The organism is Trichocoleus sp. ST-U1 (assembly GCF_039961835.1).
Lineage (GTDB): Bacteria > Cyanobacteriota > Cyanobacteriia > Cyanobacteriales > FACHB-T130 > FACHB-T130.
In genome coordinates this window covers 48,317-69,839 of record NZ_JAMPJZ010000022.1, presented here as the reverse complement: position 1 = coordinate 69,839, position 21,523 = coordinate 48,317, and the positions used below count along the sequence as shown (strand labels likewise).

Here is a 21,523-nt window from a genome sequence, read left to right as displayed (position 1 = left end):
TCTGATGAAGAGCTTTAAGTTTAATTCTGCTTAGCGTCGGATTACGAGGTTTGTCTATTCCGTTTCATTTTGCCCATTCAACTTAAGTCTGTCACCTTACCTATGGTAATCACTCACCTGCACAAATTTTTAACAACCTCGACTGCTAAAACTTTTAAATCTCAGATGATATTTTGGTTCACTTTAAGCTTAACTTTTGCCCTCATTTATAGTTTTTTAGGACTCAAGCAGGCTTTCAGTAGCTCATATGTGGTGCAAGATGATGCACGGGTGTATGTGTTTTGGATGCAGCGATTTGTAGACTCAGGCTTGTTTCCGAATGATTTTATTGCTGACTATTTTCAAGCTATAACCCCCTCTGGATATGCTGCTTTCTATCGACTGATAGCATTTTTGGGGATTGAGCCACTTGGCTTGAGTAAATTACTACCAGTCTTTTTGACACTGCTGACAACCGCCTACTGTTTTGCAGTCTGCATGGAAATATTTCCGGTACCAACAGCAGGATTTATTAGTACGCTACTGCTCAATCAAAATCTTTCCATGAGGGATGATTTAGTTTCTAGCACTCCCCGATCTTTTATTTATTTATTTTTTCTAGCATTTTTGTACTATCTGCTGCGGCGCTCTTTATTTTTATGTCTAGGCGCGATCGCTTTGGCTGGATTGTTTTATCCCCCGTTGTTGTTCATTTTAGCCGGAATCTTAATCTTGAGACTGTGGCGCTGGGACGGACAGCGACTCCATCTATCTAAGAATCGGCTTGATTATCTGTTCGGCGCTACTGGGCTGGGATTTTGCCTGCTAGCGATCTTGGCCTATGCTTTGAAATCCTCTGAAGTTGGCCCAGCGATCGCCGGGATGGAGCTAAGATCGTTACCAGCATTTTCTCAAACGGGAAGAATTCCTTTTTTTGATAACACTAATCCCCTGTGGTTTTGGCTATTTGGGCAACATAGTGGTCTTTTGCCTAATGTGTTTGAACATCCCCTATCTCTGCTGGGATTATTCTTGCCAATCTTAATGCGCTATCCCGACAGGTTTCCCCTAATTAAGCAAATTGCCAGCAACATCATCATTTTGCCTCAGATTGCGCTAGCATCTTTCGGGATATTTGTGGCTGCCCATGCCATGCTCTACAAGCTTTTTGCTCCGGCTCGTTACACGCGATATAGCTTCAAGTTGGTGATGATTTTGAGTGCAGCAATCGTATTAGTCGCACTGCTTGATGCAGTTTTTAAATGGGCAAAGCAGCAAGATAAATTTTTAATTCGACGGCAGTTCATAGCTTTGGGATTCACCACTCTACTAGGAACTACAATCCTCTTTTATCCGTACTTATTGGAGAAATTTCCAAACAGTAACTATGTCGTTGGTAAGGCACCTGCACTATATGAATTTTTTCAGAAACAACCTAAAAATATTCTGATTGCTTCTTTGTCGGAAGAAGTGGATAACCTGCCTACTTTTTCCCAGAGAGCTATTTTAGTCGGGTGGGAGTATGCAAATCCTTATCATGTAATATACGAGCGTCAAATTCGCCAACGAGCTACCGATTTAATTCACACTCAGTACACTCAGAATTTGGCAGAAATTCAAAATTTTATTCAAACCTATGATGTGGATTTTTTCTTGCTGGATCGCGCAGCATTTACTTCTGAATATATTACCAACAATCCTTGGTTTAGGCAGTGGCAGCCGCTAGCGAAAGAGATGTTAGGAATGCTAGATCGGGGAATGATTCCAGCCATGTCTGGTCTGATGCAGCGTTGTTCGGTTTTTGAGACAGGGGAGCTGGTTGTACTGCAAGCCAAATGTATGATTAAAGCCACCCTAGATTAAATACTACTGAAATCATTTCAGCTTAAGGTCGCCACAAATAAAGGGTTGTCAGTGGCTACTGCGATAGACTCGAACTGACTCTTTCAGCGCTAGGCTAACGCCTCGCTTCGCTAACGCGATCGCAGCCAATCTTCTACGAACTAAAATCAGAAATCAAAACTCTAAAAGGGGATGAGTTTTAGGGAATTGACGGAGTGGTGAAACATATCAGCGCTACTTAAGTCTTTTGGATTATGCATTGATTGTAGGTTAAGAGTGTCACCTACGCGATCGCAGGCAGACCCTTTCAAAGCAAGTCTCATTCTGAGTACGCGAGTGTGGGAAAATTCCCAAATATAAGGAACAGGCGTAAGGAGCAGAGTTGACACTTAACATAGGACAAGCCGATAGTATTCATCGGTAGAAGCCTGTAATCATGTCTAAAGACACCCTCGTTACCGCCGTTGCTAGTTTTCTATGAAGAACTCCCCAAATTCGGGTAATGAAACAGCAGCTACCCGTTCCAATCGGCGTCTATGGGTACTCTTAAGCCGCACCGGCCTTGGCCTGGGAATTATCCTGTTGCTTGGCACAATTGGCGGGGTCTGGTGGGCGTGGATTTTTGTCCATCAGCGGTTAGCACCAATTGTTGAAGAAAATCTCAGTCAAACGCTGAAACGACCCGTGCAACTGGGGAAAGTCGAAGGCTTTTCCATCAACAATCTGCGCTTTGGTGCCTCCTCGATACCAGTTACGCCCACTGACCCCGACCGCGCTTCGGTAGAGGGTGTAGATGTGGTTTTTGATCCGCTGGCGCTTCTCTTTAGGCGGACTTTGGAGCTAGATATTACCCTGGTCAACCCTGATATTTACGTTGAACAAGACAAAGAGGGGCGCTGGGTTTCTACGGAACTGAAGTCAGAAGAACCGAGTGGGCCGATTAAGACGGATATCCAAAGCGTTCGGGTTCAAAATGCAGACGTTGTGCTGGTAGCAACGCCCAAAATTGTAGAGAGGAAAAAAGGCAGCCAGGAAGCAAGAGGAAATGTAGATGCAACACTGCCCTCTCAAAATCTCCCGCGCAGTAACACTCAAGACACCCTCTCCAGACGACTGGAATCTCTGCTTCCCAGAGCAGAGAGGAGGGGGGTACCAGTCGCTTTTCGTCAGGTAGGCGGTACGGCTCGCTTTTTCGATAACAACCAGCGGATTCGCTTTGATGTCAGCGCTCAATCTCAGGTCGAATTAGGGGCACCGACAAAAAGTGTCCCTCAAAAACAGCAGGCCAATCCAACACCTGCGCCCATCCAAAGCAGCCTCAAACTTTCTGGTGAATACCGCGCCCCAACCGGACAAACCAACCTGCAAGTTCAAGGGCAGAACCTGAGTGCAGTCGATGTCGATCGTTTAGCGAAGCTGCCAATAGACTTGTATGCAGGGCTGTTGGATGGCAACTTGGAAGTCCGATTCCAAAATGAAGAGCGAGCCACATTTCTGGGAACAGCTATCCTCAAAAATGTGAAAGCGCAGGTTGCAGAGGTGCCGCAACCGTTTAACAATGCCAACGGACTCGTGCGATTCAACGGATATGCGATCGCGCTGGAGAATGTCAGCGCTCTTTACGGTCAGGTTCCCGCAGTTGCCAATGGTGTTATTGATACCCAAGAAGAAAAGGGTGGGTACAACATTGCCGCCCAAGTGAAATCGGTTGCGATCGCGACTGCCCTCAATACTCTCAAAGTAGAGTCACCTTTCCCCGTAACTGGACAAGTCCGCGTTGACGTGCAGCTCAAAGGAGCGCTGGAAAAACCGATCCTCTCAGGAACCGTCGCCACCCTCCAGCCCACCGAAAAAGTGCCCCTAATCGTAGATAAGGTAAACTTTCGCGGCATCAGCGGTCAATTTCAGATGATCGATACCCTCCTCACCATTACCAACATCCGTGCCTTGCCTAGCGTTGGCGGCAGACTGGCTGGTAATGGTCGAATTCAGATGGGCGACAAAGGAGGATTGGTATTCGATGTCATCGGTCAAGACATTCCAGGGGATGCCGTTGCCCAGATTTACAACGCCAAGCCGAGCAATATCCAAATCGGCACCGTAGCCGCTAAAGCACAGCTTTTTGGCACTACCGGCAACCTCCAGACCGTCGTGCAAGTTCAGGCACCCCAAGCCACCTACCCAGGCAGTGGAGAAGTCATCGTTACTCAGGATAAAACCTACTTTCGCAACACGACTCTGAGGGTCGGGGCAGGCATCGTCAACGTGAAAGGTCAGGTGGCAGAGGGTCGCTGGGAAGTGGCAGGCGTTGCCGATGATGTTCAACTAGCACGTTTGGCAGAACTCCCGCCACAGTTGCAGTCAGCCCAGGCAGATGGGGCGTTTAATCTAGCGGGAAGTGTCAATTCTTTCCAAGCGGAAACGATTCGCGGCACCGCACAAGCGAATGTCCGGGTTGCTGGTGGCACCGTCAAGGCATCAAAAATTGCGCTGAATGCAGGGCGCTGGCAAGCTTCTGGGCAGGCTTCTGCTGTCCGGTTGAGGCAGCTAGCCCCGCAACTGCCGCCGCAATTCCAAAATCAAACCGCAAATGGTTCTTTTAACTTATCTGGAAGTCTAGCTGCCTTTAAACCCGAAACCATTAGCGGCACCGCATCGGTTCAACTGAATATTGGCGGGGGCAGCGTCAATGCCTCAAACGTTCGGCTTAACAACGGTCGCTGGCAAGCGTTTGGGCAAGCGTCTGGCGTTCAATTGGCAACGGTGTTGCCCCAATCACCCGTCCAAGGTCGGCTGAATAATGGTTCCTTCAACCTGTCAGGAAGTCTGGCGGCTTTCACCCCGGAAACGATTAGCGGGACTGCCCAAGGAAATATTCAGGTTGGCGGTGGTCGCGTCAGTGCCACCAACGTGGAGTTTGGCAACGGTCGCTGGCAAGCTTCTGGGCAAGCTTCTGACGTCCAGTTGGCAAAGGTGTTGCCCCAAATTCCGCCGCAATTCCGAGGTCAGCTAAATAATGCTTCCTTTAACGTTTCCGGTAGTCTGGAAAATGTCAGCGCCGAAACGATTAGCGGCACAGCTTCAGGGCGTCTGAATCTTGGCGGTGGCACCGTTACTGCCTCGACTGTCCAGTTTCAGAACGGTCGCTGGCAAGCTCGCGGACAAGCCTCTGGGGTACAACTAGCAAGGGTGTTTCCCGAACTGCCGCCGCAATTCCAAGGTCGGTTGAATAATAGTTCTTTTAATGTATCGGGAAGTCTGGGGGCGTTTAGCCCGCAAACCGTTACCGGAACAGCTTCTGGAAGCCTGAATGTGGGTGGGGGAACCGTCAGTGCCGCCAATGTAGAGTTTGGCGACGGTCGCTGGCAAGCTCGCGGACAAGCGTCTGAGGTTCAGTTAGCAACGCTATTTCCCGAACTGCCACCGCAATTCCAAGGTCAGCTGAATAATGGTTCTTTTAATGTATCGGGAAGTCTGGCGGCTTTTACGCCAGAAACTCTTAGCGGCACGGCTTCTGGAAGCCTGAACTTAGCTGGAGGCAGCGTCAGTGCCGCCAACGTACAGTTTGGCAATGGTCGCTGGCAAGCCTCTGGTGAGGCGTCCAATATCGAACTTGCTAGGGTGTTTCCGCAATCGCCCCAATTCCAAGGTCAGCTAAATAATGGTTCTTTTAATCTCTCCGGGAGTTTAGCCGCTTTCAGCCCCGAAACGATTACTGGCACGGCTTCTGGAAATCTGAACTTGGGTGAGGGAAGCGTCAGTGCAGCCAACGTACAGTTCGGCAACGGTCGCTGGCAAGCTTCTGGCGAGGCGAATGGGGTTCAGTTGGCAAAAGTATTTCCCCAGATGCCCCCGCAATTTCAAGGTCGGCTGAATAATAGTTCCTTCAACCTATCCGGCAGTTTGGCTGCCTTCACCCCGGCAACCCTGAACGGGACGATTTCTGGAAGTTTGAATGTGGGGGATGGCACCCTCACCGCCTCAAATGTCCAACTCCAAGACGGGCGCTTTGCGGGTTTAATTTCTGCTAACAATGTTGATCTAGAACAGCTTGCCGCAGCATTACCCGATTCCGTGACGGTTCCGGCGCTGCGAGGACGGGTGAGTGGCAACGTTGATGCTTCTGGGTCGCTGAGTGCTGTCAATCCGGCGGCTATCCGAGCAACCGGACAGTTGCGCGTCGAGGATTTTGCCGCCAATGACTTGGTGTTCGACCCCGTTCTCACCGGGCAAATCAATTTAGTCCCCGGACAGCCTAGTAGCGTTGAGCTGGCAGGCAATCAACAAGACCGGATTTCGCTGGTGTTGTCGCCTAGCTATCAACCCGTCTCTTTTTTAGTGAAGCGTGACGAGGTGCTGGCACAAGGCAACCGCGAGGGCGATTTGTTGGTGGTGGATGTGCAAAACGTTCCGCTCAAATTGTTGAAAGATTTAGCTCCCCAGAATGCCTTAGCAAGTCTACCGCCAGCGATCGCATCCCAACCCATCGAAGGTAAACTTTCTGGAGATTTTATTCTGAATCTCGCCAATTTTAATGTTGCCGGGAATGATGTAGCGATCGCTCAACCCGTCCTTGGCACCATTAAAGGCGATTTGCTAACCATCGGCAGTTTCCGCTATGCCAATGGTACCGCTACCTTGGATGGGGGAGAGTTCCGCCAAGGCGAAAGTCTATACGCCCTCGTCGGTAGCGTCACTCAAACCTCCAGCGGCCCAGAACTGAAAGGTTCGCTGAAAGTAGCTCAAGGAAAAATCCAAAACGTCCTCCCCCTCCTGCAAATCTTTGATTTACAAGATCTCGCCAGAGGCGGACAACCTCCTACCTATGCCAGCGCCGCCGAGGTTAAACCCCAACCCGTCGGTCTACCCAATGCTACCCTGGAAGCTCAACTGCGCCGCTTGTCAGAAATAGAAGCCATCCTTGCCGCCCAGAAAGAGGAACGGGAAGCTTCGCCCATCCCCGAACTCAAAGACCTCACCGGCAATTTCTCCGGCGGAATCAATGTAGCAGCTTCCCCTAGACAAGGCATTAACCTTGACTTTGACTTCGGCGGAAATAACTGGAAATGGGGCAGAGACGACCAGCCAAATCGGCTTTACACCGCTGATAATGTGATTGTCAAAGGCAGCTTCCAAAACGGCGTCCTCACCCTTCTGCCCTTACGAATTGAATCTGAAGAAACGCTGCTTGCCTTCACTGGCACCCTTGGCGGAACCGAACAAAGCGGTCAGCTGCGCCTGAGAAATGTCCCTGTCGCCCCATTCCAACAGTTCGCCAATTTACCAGTCGATATCACCGGGAATCTCAATGGAACCGCAACCCTAGCAGGCAGCATCAACAATCCCCAAGCCATCGGCGAACTGGCTCTCACCGATGCCACCCTGAACCAAACCGCCGTCCAAGCGGCGCGGGGCAGTTTCCGATACACCAATGCGCGTCTGACCTTCAGCAGCACCATCGCCACTGCCGAAGCTGGGGAGCAGGCAAGCCCGGAAGCTGGGGAGACTCGGCTCGATACTCAACCTGCAACAACTCCTCGTACCCCATCTCCAATCGCCAGTATCCCCTCGACGACTCAAATCACTGGCAGCATTCCCTTTTATCAGTTGCCCTTTGCCTCCGTTGCACCCGATAACAACCAACTCAGCCTGGATTTAAACGTTCAAAATGAGGGACTTTCCCTGTTAAACCTGCTTTCGCGTTCTGCTGTCACTTGGGTGGATGGTACCGGACAAGTGCAACTCAACGTTCAGGGTACGGTGAATCCAAATACGGGCAAATTAAACCAGCTTGTCGCTAACGGGATTGCGACTGTTGACGATGCCACTATCAAGGCGCAAGCTTTGCCCGAACCGCTCACCGATGTCAACGGTAGGGTCTTATTTAACTTTGACCGCATCCAAGTAGAAAACTTCCGGGGTGACTTTAGTGGTGGTGAAGTGGTCGCCTCCGGAGCCATCCCCATCTCAGGCACGGGGCAAGAGTCGGGGGATAAACTCACGGTTAGCCTTGAAAAACTCGCTGTAAATTTGAAAGGGTTATACTCAGGCGGCGTCAACGGCAACGTGGAGATTACTGGCTCGGCTCTCAATCCGCAAATTGGTGGTGAAGTGCGGCTTGCCGATGGTCGGGTGCTGATAGGAGAGACGGCAGGGGATGGCACAAACGGAACGGCTTCACCCGGTGGTGGTACCGCTACCCCATCATCGCCAACCTCTGACGAGCAACCCTTCACTCCCACATTTAATAACCTGCAACTGGCTTTAGACAAAGGCGTCGAAATCTCCCGCCCACCGCTGCTGAGTTTCCAGGCGACTGGTGGCTTTACTCTCAATGGCTCTTTGGATGAACCTCAGCCAAAGGGGACGATTCGGCTAACCAGGGGTCAGGTGAATCTGTTTACGACTCAGTTCCGCTTGGCACGCGGCTACGAACACACGGCTGAGTTTACCCCTAGTGAGGGACTTGACCCGGTTCTGGATATTCGGCTGGTCGCGTCTGTTTCCGAAGTAACCCGCAGCCGGATTGCTGACACAACCGCCACGGGTATTGTGAGTAGTGAAATTAGCGATGTTCCCGCTACCAATTTGGGGGCATTGCGAACGGTTCGCATTCAAGCCAGAGCCACAGGTTCGGCAAGTCAATTGGCAGATAATCTGGAGCTAACTAGTAATCCGCCTCGCAGCGAGAGCGAAATTGTCGCCCTTTTGGGTGGCGGCTTTGTGGAAACGCTGGGTCGAGGAGATACCACGCTAGGACTCGCAAACTTGGCAGGTTCGGCACTGTTGACACCTTTCCAAAATGTGGTGGGAGATGCGTTGGGATTGAGCGAGTTTCGCTTGTTCCCCACAGTAGTGAGGGATGAAAAGTCCCGCACTTCAACGTTGGGCTTGGCGGCAGAAGTTGGGGTTTCCGTCACTCCTAAGCTTTCTGCCTCTGTATCGAAGATTTTGACGGCTGATGAGCCTCCTGAGTTTGGTGTCACTTATCGAGTCAATAATGAGATTCTGCTGCGAGGTGGCACCGATTTGTCTGGGGAAACCAGGGGTGTTATCGAGTATGAAAAGCGCTTCTGAAAAAAAGGACTGAGGACTGAGGGCTGAGGACTGAGAAGTGAGGAGTAAGGAGTAAAAAGTGAGGGCTGAGGGCTGAGAAGTGAAAAGTGAGGGCTGAGGGCTGAGAAGTGAGGCGCGAGAAGTCAGAAGTGAGGGGTGAGAAGTGACTATCGAGAGAATTGCCAACGACCTAGCTGTAATGCGTTGAGTGTGGCAATATATTCCTCCAAGTTAAAAGAAGACTCCGTTTCTCTTTGGGGGAGGGTTTCTTCAATGACAAGCGGCAAACCCAACATCGCCGCAGACGTATTCACTAGACAGTTGCCCAAATTCGTGGCATCGTAGCCACCTTCTAACAACAGCAGGTAATGCCCACCCACAGAGGCGATCGCTTCTGCGACTAAACGGGTTAGGTTGTAGTAAAGTTGGGCACTCAGGCACAAGCCTGCACCAGGATCGTACAGGTAAAGATGATTGATATCATCCAAATGTCCATCAAACCCCGCCGACACAATCACGATGTCGGGTTTAGCCTGGGCAATTAGAGCCGGAATGATAGTTTGGAACAACGCCCAATACTGATCATCTGCTAGCTTCGCGGGTAGCGGCAGGTTAATAATGTTACCTTGTGCGCCAATATCCTCCAGATTGCCGGTTTGCGGGTAAAGCTCTTTACCAAACTGGTGGAGGGAGCAAAAAATGATACGCGGGTCGTCCTGTACGATATCTTGGGTGCCATCTCCGTGATGCAAGTCCCAATCCAAGATTAAAACACGCTCTACACCCTCTTTTTTTAAGCAATACTTGGCTGCGATCGCTGCATTATTAAATAAGCAGAAACCACCCGCTTGTTTGCGTCCGGCGTGGTGTCCAGGCGGACGATTTAAGCACAAAGCGCTTTGAATCTGACCGGACAAAATGCCTTTAAGGGCGCTAATTCCTGCCCCAGCGGAAATCAAGGCGGTTTTGTAAGAGCCGGGGCTTACATAGGTAGACTCAGCTAAATACCCGCCAGCCGCACTGATTGCCCGGACTTGAGCAATGTATTCCGATGTGTGTACCGCCTGTAAATCCTCTTCCGTTGCCGATTCTGGCTCAAGAAGAGTCATCTGCTGGCTTAACCCAAAATCTCTTAGCGCTGCCATTGCTGCTGTCAGGCGACTACTGGATTCCGGGTGGGGAACCGGACTAACGACTGGGTAAGGAAACTGAATTTGGTCTAACGTGTAAACTGGGTCAAGCAAATCTTGCCCCGCTACCCGGTGATATAAATTATTTCCTTCGACCCTAATTTGACCAGGATCGTGTATAGCAAAATCAGGCGTATAAATTAGGGCAATTGGCAACATCTTGGTCATCAGTTATTCGTTCTTAGTTATGAGTCCTCAGCTAACAACTAATGACTTTTTATCCATTACCCATTGTCCGAAAATGGCATTTATGGATTTTTTGCAGGACTTGTATCGCTGCTCATTGGCTTGCGCTTCATCAACCTGGGACTCATACCAATCGCTGTGCCAGCAGGAACTGGGTTTATCTTAGTTGGTTTAGGAGGAATTTTTGCTGTACCAACTCTCTATTTCAAAGAAAACCGGCTCTTACGAACTGTTGGAGCCATTGTGTTAATTGTGGCAGCCCTCATTTTTGCGTTTATTGGATTGAGTTCCTACTGGGCACATCTTGCTAACTTCTCGACGTGGCAAACCATGCCAAAGTAATTGCCGTAAAACGACTCCAGTAAACTTACAAGGAGTAATCCGATGATTACATATCGCACCGTTTCGATCGATGGTTTAGATATCTTTTATCGAGAAGCTGGTTCTCGCGATAATCCAACGATTCTGCTGTTGCACGGCTTCCCAACCTCATCTCATATGTTCCGCAATCTGATGCCCGCGCTTAGCGATCGCTTCCATCTCGTTGCTCCCGATTATCCGGGTTTTAGTAACAGTTCGATGCCAACTGTGGATGAGTTTGATTACACGTTCGATCATCTGGCACAGATCGTCGAGAAATTTATCGCTGCGATCGCTCTCAAGAAATATAGCCTTTACTTAATGGATTATGGTGTTCCGATTGGTTATCGGATTGCGGCTAAAGCTCCAGAGCGCGACACCGGGCACTTTGCGCTGGAAGAAGATGGGGATGCGATCGCAAACTACATCCGTCAATTTCTCGCGTCACGGCTTCAACCCATCCCTGCCTAATGAAAACAAAGAAACACTACTTTGATTTTTGTTGATTCTCTTAGGCTATGAAGTAAGCAATGAAAACGATTGAACGAGAAAGATACTCAACGTCAACAAAGTTTTAGAGGGTTTACAGATGAAGATTTTTGTTGCCGGAGCAACAGGAGCAATCGGTCGTCCGCTACTCAACCAATTACTTGCCAGAGGTCACGATGTTATAGCTCTAACCCGCTCCCCGGAAAGGGCACAGTCATTAGTGGCAGAGGGAATAGAGCCTGCGGTCGCGGATGTATTCGACGCTGATTCAGTTAAAGCGGCGATCGCCCGCGCTCAACCGGAAGTGGTGATTGAACAACTCACCGCCCTACCCAGGACTTACAGTGGTGAATCCATGAGTGCAGCAGCGCCTCTGAATACGCGCATTCGGTTAGAAGGGGGTGCCAACGTGCTGGCGGCTGCACAGGCAGCAGGGGTGCGCCGCTACCTGAGACAGTCGGTCGCCTTCTGGGGAATTCCCGGTACTGGATTGGCAGATGAGGAAACACCGTTATCGCTTGATGCCTCCCCCGCCGTTGCCGCCGAGGCTCGCCTCGTAACTGAGATTGAACACCGTTTATTGGAAACATCCAATCTCGAAGGAATTGCTTTACGCTATGGTTTCTTCTACGGACCCGGCACCTGGTTCAACCCCGATGGTGATGTAGCACAACAGGTACGACAGCAACAGTTCCCCATTGTGGGCAATGGCGAAGGTGTTTGGTCGTGGTTACACATTGAGGATGCAGCGATTGCCACAGTTGCAGCCGCAGAGCAGGGCAATCCTGGTGTTTATCTGATTGCGAACGATCGCCCTTTAGCGGTGCGCGAATGGCTCCCTGCGTTTGCTCGATCGCTGAATGCTCCACCACCGCCACAGGTATCAGTTGAGGATGCTCTGAAAAGGGATGGTGGTGCGGATATTGTTTACTACCAGACTCAGATGCGAGGCGTATCGAATGCCAAGGCAAAACGCGAACTGGATTTTCAGCCGCGATCGTTGGAGTGGATCGTTGACAGCGCCGTGGCTGATGCCAGTTAACGTTCTAGCATCCAGATGGCTATCGTAATCAGGAAGAATGAAGGCATCATGACAACTCAAAATGTAACCATTCCAGCCTTTTCAGGCGGCAGTTTTAACGCCTATCTATCAGCACCCGATACTCAGCCTCGTGCAGGGATTGTGCTGATTCAAGAAATTCTTGGGGTCAATCCGAATATGCGACAGACTGCCGATGATTATGCTAAGGCAGGCTATTTGGTACTGGTGCCGGATCTGTATTGGCGACTGGAACCCGATGTGCAACTCGATCCTGGCAAGGAGGAGCATTGGGCTAAAGCCTTTGAGCTACTTCGAGCATTTGATGTGGATAGCGGCGTAGAAGACCTCAAGGCCAGTCTATCTTTTCTGCGGCAGTATCCCAGCAGCACAGGCAAGGTCGGCAGTGTGGGCTTTTGTTTGGGCGGCAAACTGGCATATTTCATGGCAACACGCACCGATGCGGATGCCAACGTCAGTTACTACGGTGTTGAGATTGACAAGAATTTAGCCGAGGCGACAAAGATTCAGAAACCGCTGATATTGCATATAGGTGGAAATGATGAGTATGTGTCCCCAAGCGCTCAAACAACCATTCAGCAAGGACTGAAAGACAACCCTCTGGTCACAATCTATCGCTATGAAGGAGTGAGTCACGGGTTTAGCCGCATGAATAGTTCCGCTTATCGCCAAGAAGCCGCAGAATTAGCACGCGATCGCACGTTGGCGTTTTTAAAACAGCATTTAGGGTAGCGGGACTTAAACGCAAAGCGATTGAGATTTGGCGCACAAACAGCTATCAACTTCAACAAGTGTGAGGTAAAAGATGACAAAAGTTTTAATCGTTTACGCAACTGATTACGGCAATACCCAGAAGATGGCAGAAGCGGTAGCATCTGGTGTGACATCAGTTCCAGGTACTGAAGTGGCGGTAAAGTTTGTTGAGGATGTTACTGAAGATGATGTAATCGCCAGTGATGGTTTACTGAAGAGAGGCTGGAAGCTGCCAAGTATCATGGTGCGAATGTAACACGAGTGGCTGCTGCCTTAGCAGGCAAAGAATTGTTTGCCAAGTAAAAAACTCAGGACTAGCCCTCAGCAGGAAATAATGTCGCCTCGGAAACAATGTTGATGGGACAAGGATTGTTATCTACAATCCTTGTCCCATCAACAAACCCTGCTAAGTTAACTAGCTTGACAGTGCTACTTCAACAGATTGTTTACTGCCAATCAGTAGCTTAGCTAATTTTTCCTTAAGAGCCTCTGCTGATTCTACTGCTGGCATCATCCTAAGCATGAACTGCCAGGGTGGTTATAACATCAATATTTGGCAGAAACATACTTCTGGTGAACTACTCTATCGTGCAACTAATCCCAACGGGAATTTAAGTTTGGGCAGAGGAACTAGCCAAAGGACAGAAGGCGTTTGAGTGTATAAGTTTCGGAATAGAAACTATGAATATTGGGTGTGGGATGGTACGTTAGATAATCCGCAGGCTGGAACTTTAGAGGTGTATAAAAACAACCGGATCTTGATGCAGCGAGCTTGTAGGAAAAGTTGAATCCTAAGAGAGGGTGTTATTCTCTAATGCTCGAATTGCGAACACGATGAGCGAATGATTCAGCCGTTTTTCATCTGAAAATCAGAAGTTGGCAGTCGGATTCCGGTATTTTTGCTTACCTTGGGATGCACTTGCTTCGCCCATACTTTACACCCCATTTACATCTACCGAAAGAGTTCAATCAGGGGATTTTCTCAAGATGATTCACTCGTTCCTGGCTGAGTGGAAAAGCCTGAAGGATATCAAGCCGGAGCGATAGTGAAATACTAGGGCAATGTCTTTATCGCTCACTGGGCTTCAAAACTAAAGGAGGGAGATCCCAATGAGAACGGCTGTCGATTACATGATAGCTTTACGATCTCATGTCTAGTCCTGCCGTTGCACACGCCAGAATCATTAGACCTCATGATTCATGCAGGAGATATAAATATACCGCCAGGTAGAAATATAAGGTTTTCCGACATTTTTAGTGGATGAAACTCTGATTGGTATCTTAAGCTACGAATACAGGGAGCGATGTATGGGGACTTAATAATAAGGATTATTAAGTTTATAAGAATTGATGAAGCTGCTTCTGGTTGAATGTTGGCGACGGTAGGGAAGAATTTTAAAATTATCCCTCCATTTATATACCTAAATTTCTAACTACCGAGGTATATTTTTTTCCGCCATATATGCATTGCGCTTCTATTCCCATGCATAGGCGGCAACTACACCTGATTTCATACGGTTGTGCCCACTGCGATCGCTATCAGGGTGGAGATACATTGTTAATTAAGCAAGTACATAAAAGTTTATGCATGGGGAAATGCCACTTCACCCATAGCCTAAACAGCTCGGTAGAGGAAAGTTGCTATGTTTCAACATTTCACAGACAAAGCCGTTAGGGTAATTATGCTATCCCAGGAAGAAGCACGTCGCCTGGGACACAACCTCGTGGGCACCGAGCAACTCCTTTTAGGATTAATTGCAGAAGGCACGGGTGTGGCGGCTAAAGTTCTGATCGATCAAGGCATCACCCTCCAAGCATGCCGGATTGAGGTAGAAAAAATTATTGGTCGGGGGTCTCGCTTTGTACCCTCTGAAATTCCCTTCACTCCTAAGGTGAAGCGTGTTTTCGAGCAAGCCTTTCTGGAAGCAAAGGCTTTCGGACATAACTATGTAGGCCCGGAACACCTGCTGCTCGGGCTGATTCAAGAAGGGGAAGGGGTTGCCGCCAAAGTGCTGCAAAACCTGAACGCTGACCCCGATAACATCCGTACCGCCGTGATTCGGATGCTGGGAGATGTCACAGCTGTCTCTGCTGGCAGTGGAGAAGATCGTTCGACATCCGGACGTGGCGATCGCAAAACTGCAACGTTAGATGAGTTTGGCACGAATCTGACCGCACTCGCCGCACAAGGCAAGCTCGATCCGGTCGTCGGTCGCGCTAAAGAAATCGAACGCGCTATCCAGATTTTAGCTCGCCGCACCAAGAGCAACCCGGTGTTGATTGGAGAGCCAGGAGTTGGTAAAACTGCGATCGCGGAAGGTTTAGCTCAGCGGATTGTGAATAAAGACGTTCCTGGCTTCTTGGAAGATAAGCAAGTGATCGGTCTGGATATGGGTTCGCTGATCGCGGGTACTAAATTCCGGGGCGAATTTGAAGAACGCCTTAAGAAAATTGTGGATGAAGTTCGGACATCGGGGAACGTCATTCTGGTCATTGACGAAGTGCATACGCTGATTGGTACGGGGTCAACCGAAGGTGGCATGGATGCCGCGAATATCCTCAAGCCAGCATTAGCGCGAGGCGAGTTGCAGTGCATGGGAATGACCACCCTGGATGAATACCGCAAGCATATTGAGCGAGATGCTGCCTTAGAACGTCGCTTCCAGCCGATTATGGTAGGCGCACCCAGCGTCAGTGAAACCATCGAAATTTTATTTGGTCTGCGCGATCGCTACGAGCAGCACCATAAAGTTAAAATCTCTGATGTTGCTCTGGTTGCAGCCGCCAGCTTGAGCGATCGCTATATCTCAGACCGTTACTTGCCGGATAAGGCAATTGACCTGATTGATGAAGCGGGTTCTCGCGTCCATTTGAGAAACAGCAAGTCTTCTGGTAGTGGACAACTGAAGCGCGAACTGCGTGAAGTGACCAAAGAGAAAGAAGCGGTTGTGAAGGCTCAAGACTTTGATAAAGCGGGACAACTGCGCGATCGCGAGTTGGAACTTGAGGCACAATTGAAGGCGATTTCTGACAACAAAAAGGCAGAAGTGATTAACGCCGAAGACGCCCCAGTTGTGAACGAGGAAGACATCGCTCAAATCGTTGCTTCCTGGACTGGAGTTCCTGTCAGCAAACTCACCGAATCCGAATCGGAATTGCTGCTGCACTTAGAAGATACCTTGCACCAGCGTCTCATTGGTCAAGAGGAAGCCGTCACTGCCGCCTCTAAGGCGATTCGCCGCGCTCGTGTTGGGTTAAAAGACCCCAACCGACCCATCGCCAGCTTTATCTTCTCTGGACCCACCGGAGTCGGTAAGACGGAACTTGCGAAATCCTTAGCTGCTTACTTCTTCGGTTCCGAAGAAGCCATGATCCGTCTAGATATGTCGGAATTCATGGAAAGCCACACGGTTTCCAAGCTGATTGGTTCGCCTCCTGGATACGTGGGATACGACGAAGGCGGTCAGTTAACTGAAGCGGTGCGTCGCAAGCCTTACACGGTGGTATTATTCGACGAAATCGAAAAAGCTCACCCCGATGTGTTCAATATGCTGCTGCAACTCTTGGATGACGGTCGCCTGACCGATGCTCAAGGTCGCACAGTAGACTTCAAGAACACCTTGATTATCATGACTTCCAACGTCGGTTCTAAAGTCATTGAGAAAGGCGGCGGCGGTCTAGGCTTCGAGGTTACTGACAATCAATCTGAAGCGCAATACAACCACGTTCGCGCTTTGGTGAATGAAGAACTCAAGCAATACTTCCGTCCTGAGTTTCTCAATCGTCTCGACGAAATCATTGTCTTCCGTCAATTGACGAAGGACGAAGTGAAGCAAATTTCTGTAATCATGCTGCGCGAAATTGCCGAACGCTTGACCGAACAGGGAATTACGCTGGAAGTCAGCGATCGCTTCAAAGACCGTGTCGTAACCGAAGGCTATAGTCCTGCTTACGGTGCAAGACCGCTGCGTCGGGCGATTATGCGACTCCTGGAAGACAACTTGGCTGAAGCCATGCTATCTGGCACCATTCAAGATGGAGACACTGCCATCATTGATGTTGACGATGACGGTCAGATTCAGGTAGTCAAATCCGAACAGCGTGAGTTACTTCCTGTCGCCTAAGAGCATAAGTTCCGCAATTCATTAGCTAAGATTTAGCACTTTCATCCCCTGGCATTTCTGCCAGGGGATTTTTTTTGCAACCGTCCATTTCTGCTCAAAAAAGGCTGCTGGCGAGATGTAGCAATTAGAGCTAAAAATTTAAAATCCACAGAGGTTGGCGAGTCACAAGCGGGAGTTTCCGCGTCCTTGCGTCGTGGCGTTTAAGGAAACCAATCCAACTCTTATAAATATTTGTTGGGTTGACCGATGGTATGGGTTGCTGACAAGCGATACTTTCAGTGGGCTTCGCCAACGCATTCCCATAATGCACAGATGTAAATCCATGCCAAAATTCTATCTAGAATTGCAGGCGATCGCGTTCTGGAAAATCTAAGCAAAAAGGAATTTTTATGATTTCTGATTCAATTTTCTATACCTTCATAGATAGCCCTCTGGGACGTATCTTAATCGCGCAAAACTCAGTTGGGCTGGTGGCAATAGACTTTCAAGAAGGGCTAGCTGCAAAGTCTCCAGAAGCCACTTGGCATTTCCAAAAGAAGCTAGACGGTGACGCCGTTGAGCAACTTCAGGCATATTTCAATGGCGAATTGTATCAATTCACGCTACCACTTGCCCCCATAGGTACGGTGTTTCAACAGCAGGTTTGGAAAGCACTCCAGTCGATTCCTTACGGTCAAACGATATCTTATGGAGAAATAGCCAGAAAAATAGGATTGCCAACAGCAGCGCGTGCTGTCGGAGCCGCCAACGGTAAAAATCCTCTGTGTATTATTGTGCCTTGTCATCGTGTCATTGGCAGCAACGGCACACTTACAGGTTTTAGAGGTGGAGTCCGTCTTAAAGAAGGTTTACTAGAGCTTGAGCGCAGACATAGCGCAAAATCTAATCGGCAATTGACAATGGCTTTAAGCAACAGTTAAAGACGCGATCGCATTTTTTTGTTTCTGGAAGACCTTTTTTGATGCTGTCTTTAATGATGCGATTCTACTTTGTAGACGCTTTGCGATCGCCAATGCGAACCAGCTTAACTACTTATGACAGGCAGGTTACTCTGAAACTAGATATATTGAGAACTAATTTGGAATTAGAACTTATTTTGTAGAATTTGTCTAGCTTGCATCAGTAGGTAGAGGGGCTATTGTTTATAGCCTACAATTAGCTTATGCCTAGATTAGACATCATCCATGACGCTGTAAAAAATGCGCTGATGAAGGATGGCTGGACAATTACAGACGATCCCTATGTCATTCAGTATCGAAGAACAACGTTATACGCCGATCTAGGTGCTGAACGTCCGATCGCAGCTGAACGGGATAGCCAAAAGCTTGTGGTTGAAGTGAAAAGCTTTCTTGGTGCATCAAAAATACAAGACTTGAAAGAGGCTCTTGGTCAGTACGATATCTACCGTTATCTTCTGGAGGAAACAGCACCTGACCGTAAACTTTATGTTGCTGTCAGTACAGTTGCTCATAACACCTTTTTCAAGCAAGATGTAATTCAACTCATTCTCAATAGACATCAGCTTCCACTCATTGTCGTAAATATAGAAGCAGAGGAAATTACGCAATGGATAAATTAATTGAGTATCCCAAGTTGATTAAACAGATATTGTCTGAGTATGTAGAATTGTGCAACCGCCGTCCGAATCGAGACATCGAGACATTCTTGATTATGGATGAACCAAAGGGACATTATATCTGGATGAGTCTTGGTTGGCAGAAAGGCGATCGCATTGCTGGCATGACCGTCTATGTTCGTATTCGTGATAGTAAGTTTTGGATCGAAGAAGATTGGACTGAAGATGGCATTGCCACTGACTTAGTTCGTGCAGGTGTCCCCAAAGAAGATATTGTGTTAGCATTCCACGAGCCTAAGATGCGAGAGTACACAGATTTTGCAGTTGCATCGTAGCGACGGCGCAGGCTAATAAATTGATGGAGCGAACGAGACATATCGGTGGGGTTGCAAAGACGCGATTGCGTTTGCTCATCGCTATGTCTTCTTTTCTCAGCGCAAGTGCATCAACTGGCAAAAATGGAAGAGCTTTATCTACGGATGCTCAGCGACAGCTTAATGTCCGGTGCTATCGATCCTAGGATTAGCACCAGTTAGCCAGTCTTTCTGCAAAAGAAAAATGCTATACCAGGAATCAGTCCTAATTTTCAGATGCTAAAGCGGTATGAGACGGTTTTTTAACTTCTTTTTTACAAAAAATCTCCAGCAGCAAAATGATGAAACTGTTACTGTAGCTAATGATAGTGTTGTGGAGCTAAAGGATCGCTACTTCGCCGATTCTCCTATAAACAACCCGGAGAAAGATAGGTTCAAGCGCTGGTCTTTTGCCGAAAGAGTTGCACAAACCATTGACTCTCGAAGCGATCCAAGCAGCATCGTCATCGGAATTTATGGTCCTTGGGGCGACGGTAAAACAACTGTTCTCAATTTTATTGAACAATCTCTCAAAGAATCTCCAAATATCATTTGTGTTAAATTTAACCCTTGGCGATTCACAGACGAAGTTAATCTGATTAAGGGATTTTTCAAAGCTTTAGCAGAAGCAATCGGAAAATCAATAACCTCTCCTTCAGAAAAAGTTGGTGAATTGCTCGATAAATATTCAAGTGGTTTAACTGGCTTCAACTTAACTCTTTTTGATTCATTGCGATTCACTCCTGGTCAAGGCATTCAGAGTCTAGGTAAAACTCTCTCATCTGTTGAATTAGAAATTTTAAAGAAAAGGCTCGAATCCTTTTTAAAAAAGGAAGGCAAGCGTGTAGTTGTATTAATAGACGATATTGACAGAATTGATAAGAATGAAATACAAGCTGTATTTAAGCTTGTTAAGTTATCAGCAGATTTCGATAACACAGCTTATATTTTAGCCTTTGATGAGGAAATGGTAGCTACTGCACTAAGCGAAAAATATGGCTCCGGAGATATTCAAGCAGGAAGAAATTTTCTAGAGAAGATAATTCAGGTTCCATTAAATTTACCTAAAGCAGATCGGGTAGCTTTACTCGAATATTGTATTGAGGGAATTGAAGAGGTTCTTAGCGATACAGGTATTCAAATTTCCGAGGAAGAATTTCGGTATTACTTCCTTGAAAACTTTGTTAACGGTCTAGAAATTCGACTAAAAACACCAAGAATGACTAAACGATATGTAAATGCTCTTGCGTTTTCTCTACCTATTTTGAAGGGAGAAGTAAATTTACCAGATTTAATGTTAGTTGAAGGTTTGAGAATTTTCTATCCGGCGCTATACAATATTGTGAAAAATAAGCGTGATTATTTTTCAGGTTCACCATTGAGTTACGATAACTCTGAACAATTTAAACAGCGTAGTCTTGAGCTTATTAACAGGGGTGTTCAAAGTTTAACAGTTGAGGAGGCAGAAGCTGCTAAGAGTTTATTAAAAGCTTTGTTTCCACGCCTAAATCAGACTGGAATTCTTGGTATCACCGATTATTTTTCTAATTGGAGAGAAGAATGGGATATAGAGCAGCGTGTCTGTTCAGTTCACTACTTTGACCGATTTTTCTCCTATGCAATATCCGAAAATGATATCTCCGATCAAGAGCTTATTGCTTTTTTATCTAATTTGGAAAATATATCTATTCAAGAAATTATATCAAATATAAAGAGCTTTAATGGAGATCAAAAAAGTAATATTTTTGTAATAAAACTTAAAAATAAGATAAGAGAACTTTCTTCTTTAGCTTCTCAGAATCTCGCTTTAGCAATTTCCCTATTGGGAGATACCTTTCCAAAGGATAGGACGCTTATAGCTAACGCTTTCTCAGGTGCTGGGATACTCATTAGTCAACTCGTCAATAATATTGAGAATGATGATATCAAGATGGATATTGCGAGGCAAATAGTTTTGCAAGCAAATCCTATTTCCTTTGCGTTTGAGTGCTTTAAATGGTTGATACCAAGAGAGGAAGGCGAGAGAATAGAACGACCTCTTTCTAGCGATCAAGGTCGTGTTATAGGTGAAGCTTTTGCTCAAAGGATTAAACAACTTTCACAAGCATCTCCTCTCTACCTTCAATTTCCCGAAGATGCTCATAGCCTCATCTATGTATGGTCTTGCTGGGGTTCCGAAGATGAAGTTAAGCAGCATCTTGTAGAAACATTAAGTAGCAATCCTCAGAATGCTGTTGAATTTCTTAAATGTTATCTGCCGAACCTATGGAGTACAGCATATTATGGAACACGTAAAGGTAACTTTGAACGAACTCAATACGATGATTTAGCTAGACTTGTAGCTCCTAACCTCATCTACGAGCTTATTCGCAACATCTATGGCTCAGCTTTAGATAATCCTGAATATGATTCTGATAATCCTAAGCGTTCGTTGGAGCAAAAAGTTGTAAATCAATTTGCTTTAATTCATCAAATTGTCACAAAAAATACAGGAAACGGCGAAAATCAACAGAACCTGTAAGATAATGCCAAAGGAAGCGCAGTCAGCAGATCAT

12 protein-coding genes and 1 pseudogene are annotated in these 21,523 nt (G+C 47.5%); 12 read left to right on the top strand and 1 reads right to left on the bottom strand.

All coding sequences use genetic code 11. The features are described from left to right. Positions 1-102 precede the first annotated feature (102 nt). Both NDA06_RS10860 and NDA06_RS10855 read left to right on the top strand, forming a co-directional pair. On the top strand, positions 103-1,842 hold the full coding sequence (locus NDA06_RS10860; protein WP_190985132.1) for a hypothetical protein: 1,740 nt from the start codon (positions 103-105) through the stop codon (positions 1,840-1,842). 456 nt (positions 1,843-2,298) lie between these two features. Continuing rightward, complete coding sequence (locus NDA06_RS10855; RefSeq protein ID WP_190985131.1) at positions 2,299-8,898, top strand: translocation/assembly module TamB; 6,600 nt, start codon at positions 2,299-2,301, stop codon at positions 8,896-8,898. 146 nt (positions 8,899-9,044) lie between these two features. Here the strand turns inward: NDA06_RS10855 and NDA06_RS10850 are convergent, their stop codons facing one another. After that, the gene (locus tag NDA06_RS10850) at positions 9,045-10,235 is read right to left on the bottom strand and encodes a histone deacetylase (RefSeq protein WP_190985130.1); all 1,191 of its coding nucleotides are present in this window, start codon (positions 10,233-10,235) and stop codon (positions 9,045-9,047) included. Between the two features lie 63 nt (positions 10,236-10,298). Between NDA06_RS10850 and NDA06_RS10845 the strand changes: the two genes are divergently transcribed. The 10 genes and pseudogenes from NDA06_RS10845 to NDA06_RS10800 all read left to right on the top strand — a co-directional run bounded on the left by NDA06_RS10845 (position 10,299) and on the right by NDA06_RS10800 (position 21,489). After that, positions 10,299-10,595, top strand: a complete 297-nt coding sequence (locus NDA06_RS10845) for a DUF981 family protein (RefSeq protein ID WP_199324011.1) — start codon at positions 10,299-10,301, stop codon at positions 10,593-10,595. A gap of 42 nt (positions 10,596-10,637) precedes the next feature. Next, positions 10,638-10,988 (top strand): annotated as a pseudogene (locus NDA06_RS10840) (alpha/beta fold hydrolase); the annotation flags it as partial. 214 nt (positions 10,989-11,202) lie between these two features. Then, complete coding sequence (locus NDA06_RS10835) at positions 11,203-12,144, top strand: NAD(P)-dependent oxidoreductase (protein ID WP_190985129.1); 942 nt, start codon at positions 11,203-11,205, stop codon at positions 12,142-12,144. A gap of 48 nt (positions 12,145-12,192) precedes the next feature. Next, positions 12,193-12,894 carry a dienelactone hydrolase family protein gene (locus tag NDA06_RS10830; protein ID WP_190416111.1) on the top strand — a complete coding sequence of 234 codons (702 nt, stop codon included), beginning with the start codon at positions 12,193-12,195 and terminating at the stop codon, positions 12,892-12,894. A 73-nt stretch (positions 12,895-12,967) separates the two neighbouring features. Next, on the top strand, positions 12,968-13,171 hold the full coding sequence (locus tag NDA06_RS10825) for a flavodoxin domain-containing protein (RefSeq protein WP_190416112.1): 204 nt from the start codon (positions 12,968-12,970) through the stop codon (positions 13,169-13,171). Positions 13,172-14,558: 1,387 nt separating this feature from the next. Next, positions 14,559-17,039, top strand: a complete 2,481-nt coding sequence (locus tag NDA06_RS10820; RefSeq protein ID WP_190985128.1) for an ATP-dependent Clp protease ATP-binding subunit — start codon at positions 14,559-14,561, stop codon at positions 17,037-17,039. 389 nt (positions 17,040-17,428) lie between these two features. Next, positions 17,429-17,959 carry a methylated-DNA--[protein]-cysteine S-methyltransferase gene (locus tag NDA06_RS10815; RefSeq protein ID WP_190985127.1) on the top strand — a complete coding sequence of 177 codons (531 nt, stop codon included), beginning with the start codon at positions 17,429-17,431 and terminating at the stop codon, positions 17,957-17,959. A gap of 242 nt (positions 17,960-18,201) precedes the next feature. Next, a complete protein-coding gene (locus tag NDA06_RS10810; protein WP_190985126.1) occupies positions 18,202-18,618 on the top strand; it encodes an element excision factor XisH family protein in 417 nt (138 codons plus the stop codon). Continuing rightward, complete coding sequence (locus NDA06_RS10805; RefSeq protein WP_190985125.1) at positions 18,606-18,950, top strand: XisI protein; 345 nt, start codon at positions 18,606-18,608, stop codon at positions 18,948-18,950. The genes NDA06_RS10810 and NDA06_RS10805 overlap by 13 nt, the downstream gene beginning before the upstream one ends. A gap of 268 nt (positions 18,951-19,218) precedes the next feature. Further along, complete coding sequence (locus NDA06_RS10800; protein WP_190985124.1) at positions 19,219-21,489, top strand: KAP family NTPase; 2,271 nt, start codon at positions 19,219-19,221, stop codon at positions 21,487-21,489. The last annotated feature ends 34 nt before the right edge of the window (positions 21,490-21,523 follow it).

What these genes read in the sequence shown, in the direction of transcription:
- NDA06_RS10835 (WP_190985129.1), top strand. Translation starts at nt 11,203, where the DNA reads ATGAAGATTTTTGTTGCCGGAGCAACAGGAGCAATCGGTCGTCCGCTA.
- NDA06_RS10855 (WP_190985131.1), top strand. Translation starts at nt 2,299, where the DNA reads ATGAAGAACTCCCCAAATTCGGGTAATGAAACAGCAGCTACCCGTTCC.
- NDA06_RS10825 (WP_190416112.1), top strand. Translation starts at nt 12,968, where the DNA reads ATGACAAAAGTTTTAATCGTTTACGCAACTGATTACGGCAATACCCAG.
- NDA06_RS10810 (WP_190985126.1), top strand. Translation starts at nt 18,202, where the DNA reads ATGCCTAGATTAGACATCATCCATGACGCTGTAAAAAATGCGCTGATG.
- NDA06_RS10805 (WP_190985125.1), top strand. Translation starts at nt 18,606, where the DNA reads ATGGATAAATTAATTGAGTATCCCAAGTTGATTAAACAGATATTGTCT.
- NDA06_RS10820 (WP_190985128.1), top strand. Translation starts at nt 14,559, where the DNA reads ATGTTTCAACATTTCACAGACAAAGCCGTTAGGGTAATTATGCTATCC.
- NDA06_RS10850 (WP_190985130.1), bottom strand. Translation starts at nt 10,235, where the DNA reads ATGACCAAGATGTTGCCAATTGCCCTAATTTATACGCCTGATTTTGCT.
- NDA06_RS10830 (WP_190416111.1), top strand. Translation starts at nt 12,193, where the DNA reads ATGACAACTCAAAATGTAACCATTCCAGCCTTTTCAGGCGGCAGTTTT.
- NDA06_RS10860 (WP_190985132.1), top strand. Translation starts at nt 103, where the DNA reads ATGGTAATCACTCACCTGCACAAATTTTTAACAACCTCGACTGCTAAA.
- NDA06_RS10800 (WP_190985124.1), top strand. Translation starts at nt 19,219, where the DNA reads ATGAGACGGTTTTTTAACTTCTTTTTTACAAAAAATCTCCAGCAGCAA.
- NDA06_RS10815 (WP_190985127.1), top strand. Translation starts at nt 17,429, where the DNA reads ATGATTTCTGATTCAATTTTCTATACCTTCATAGATAGCCCTCTGGGA.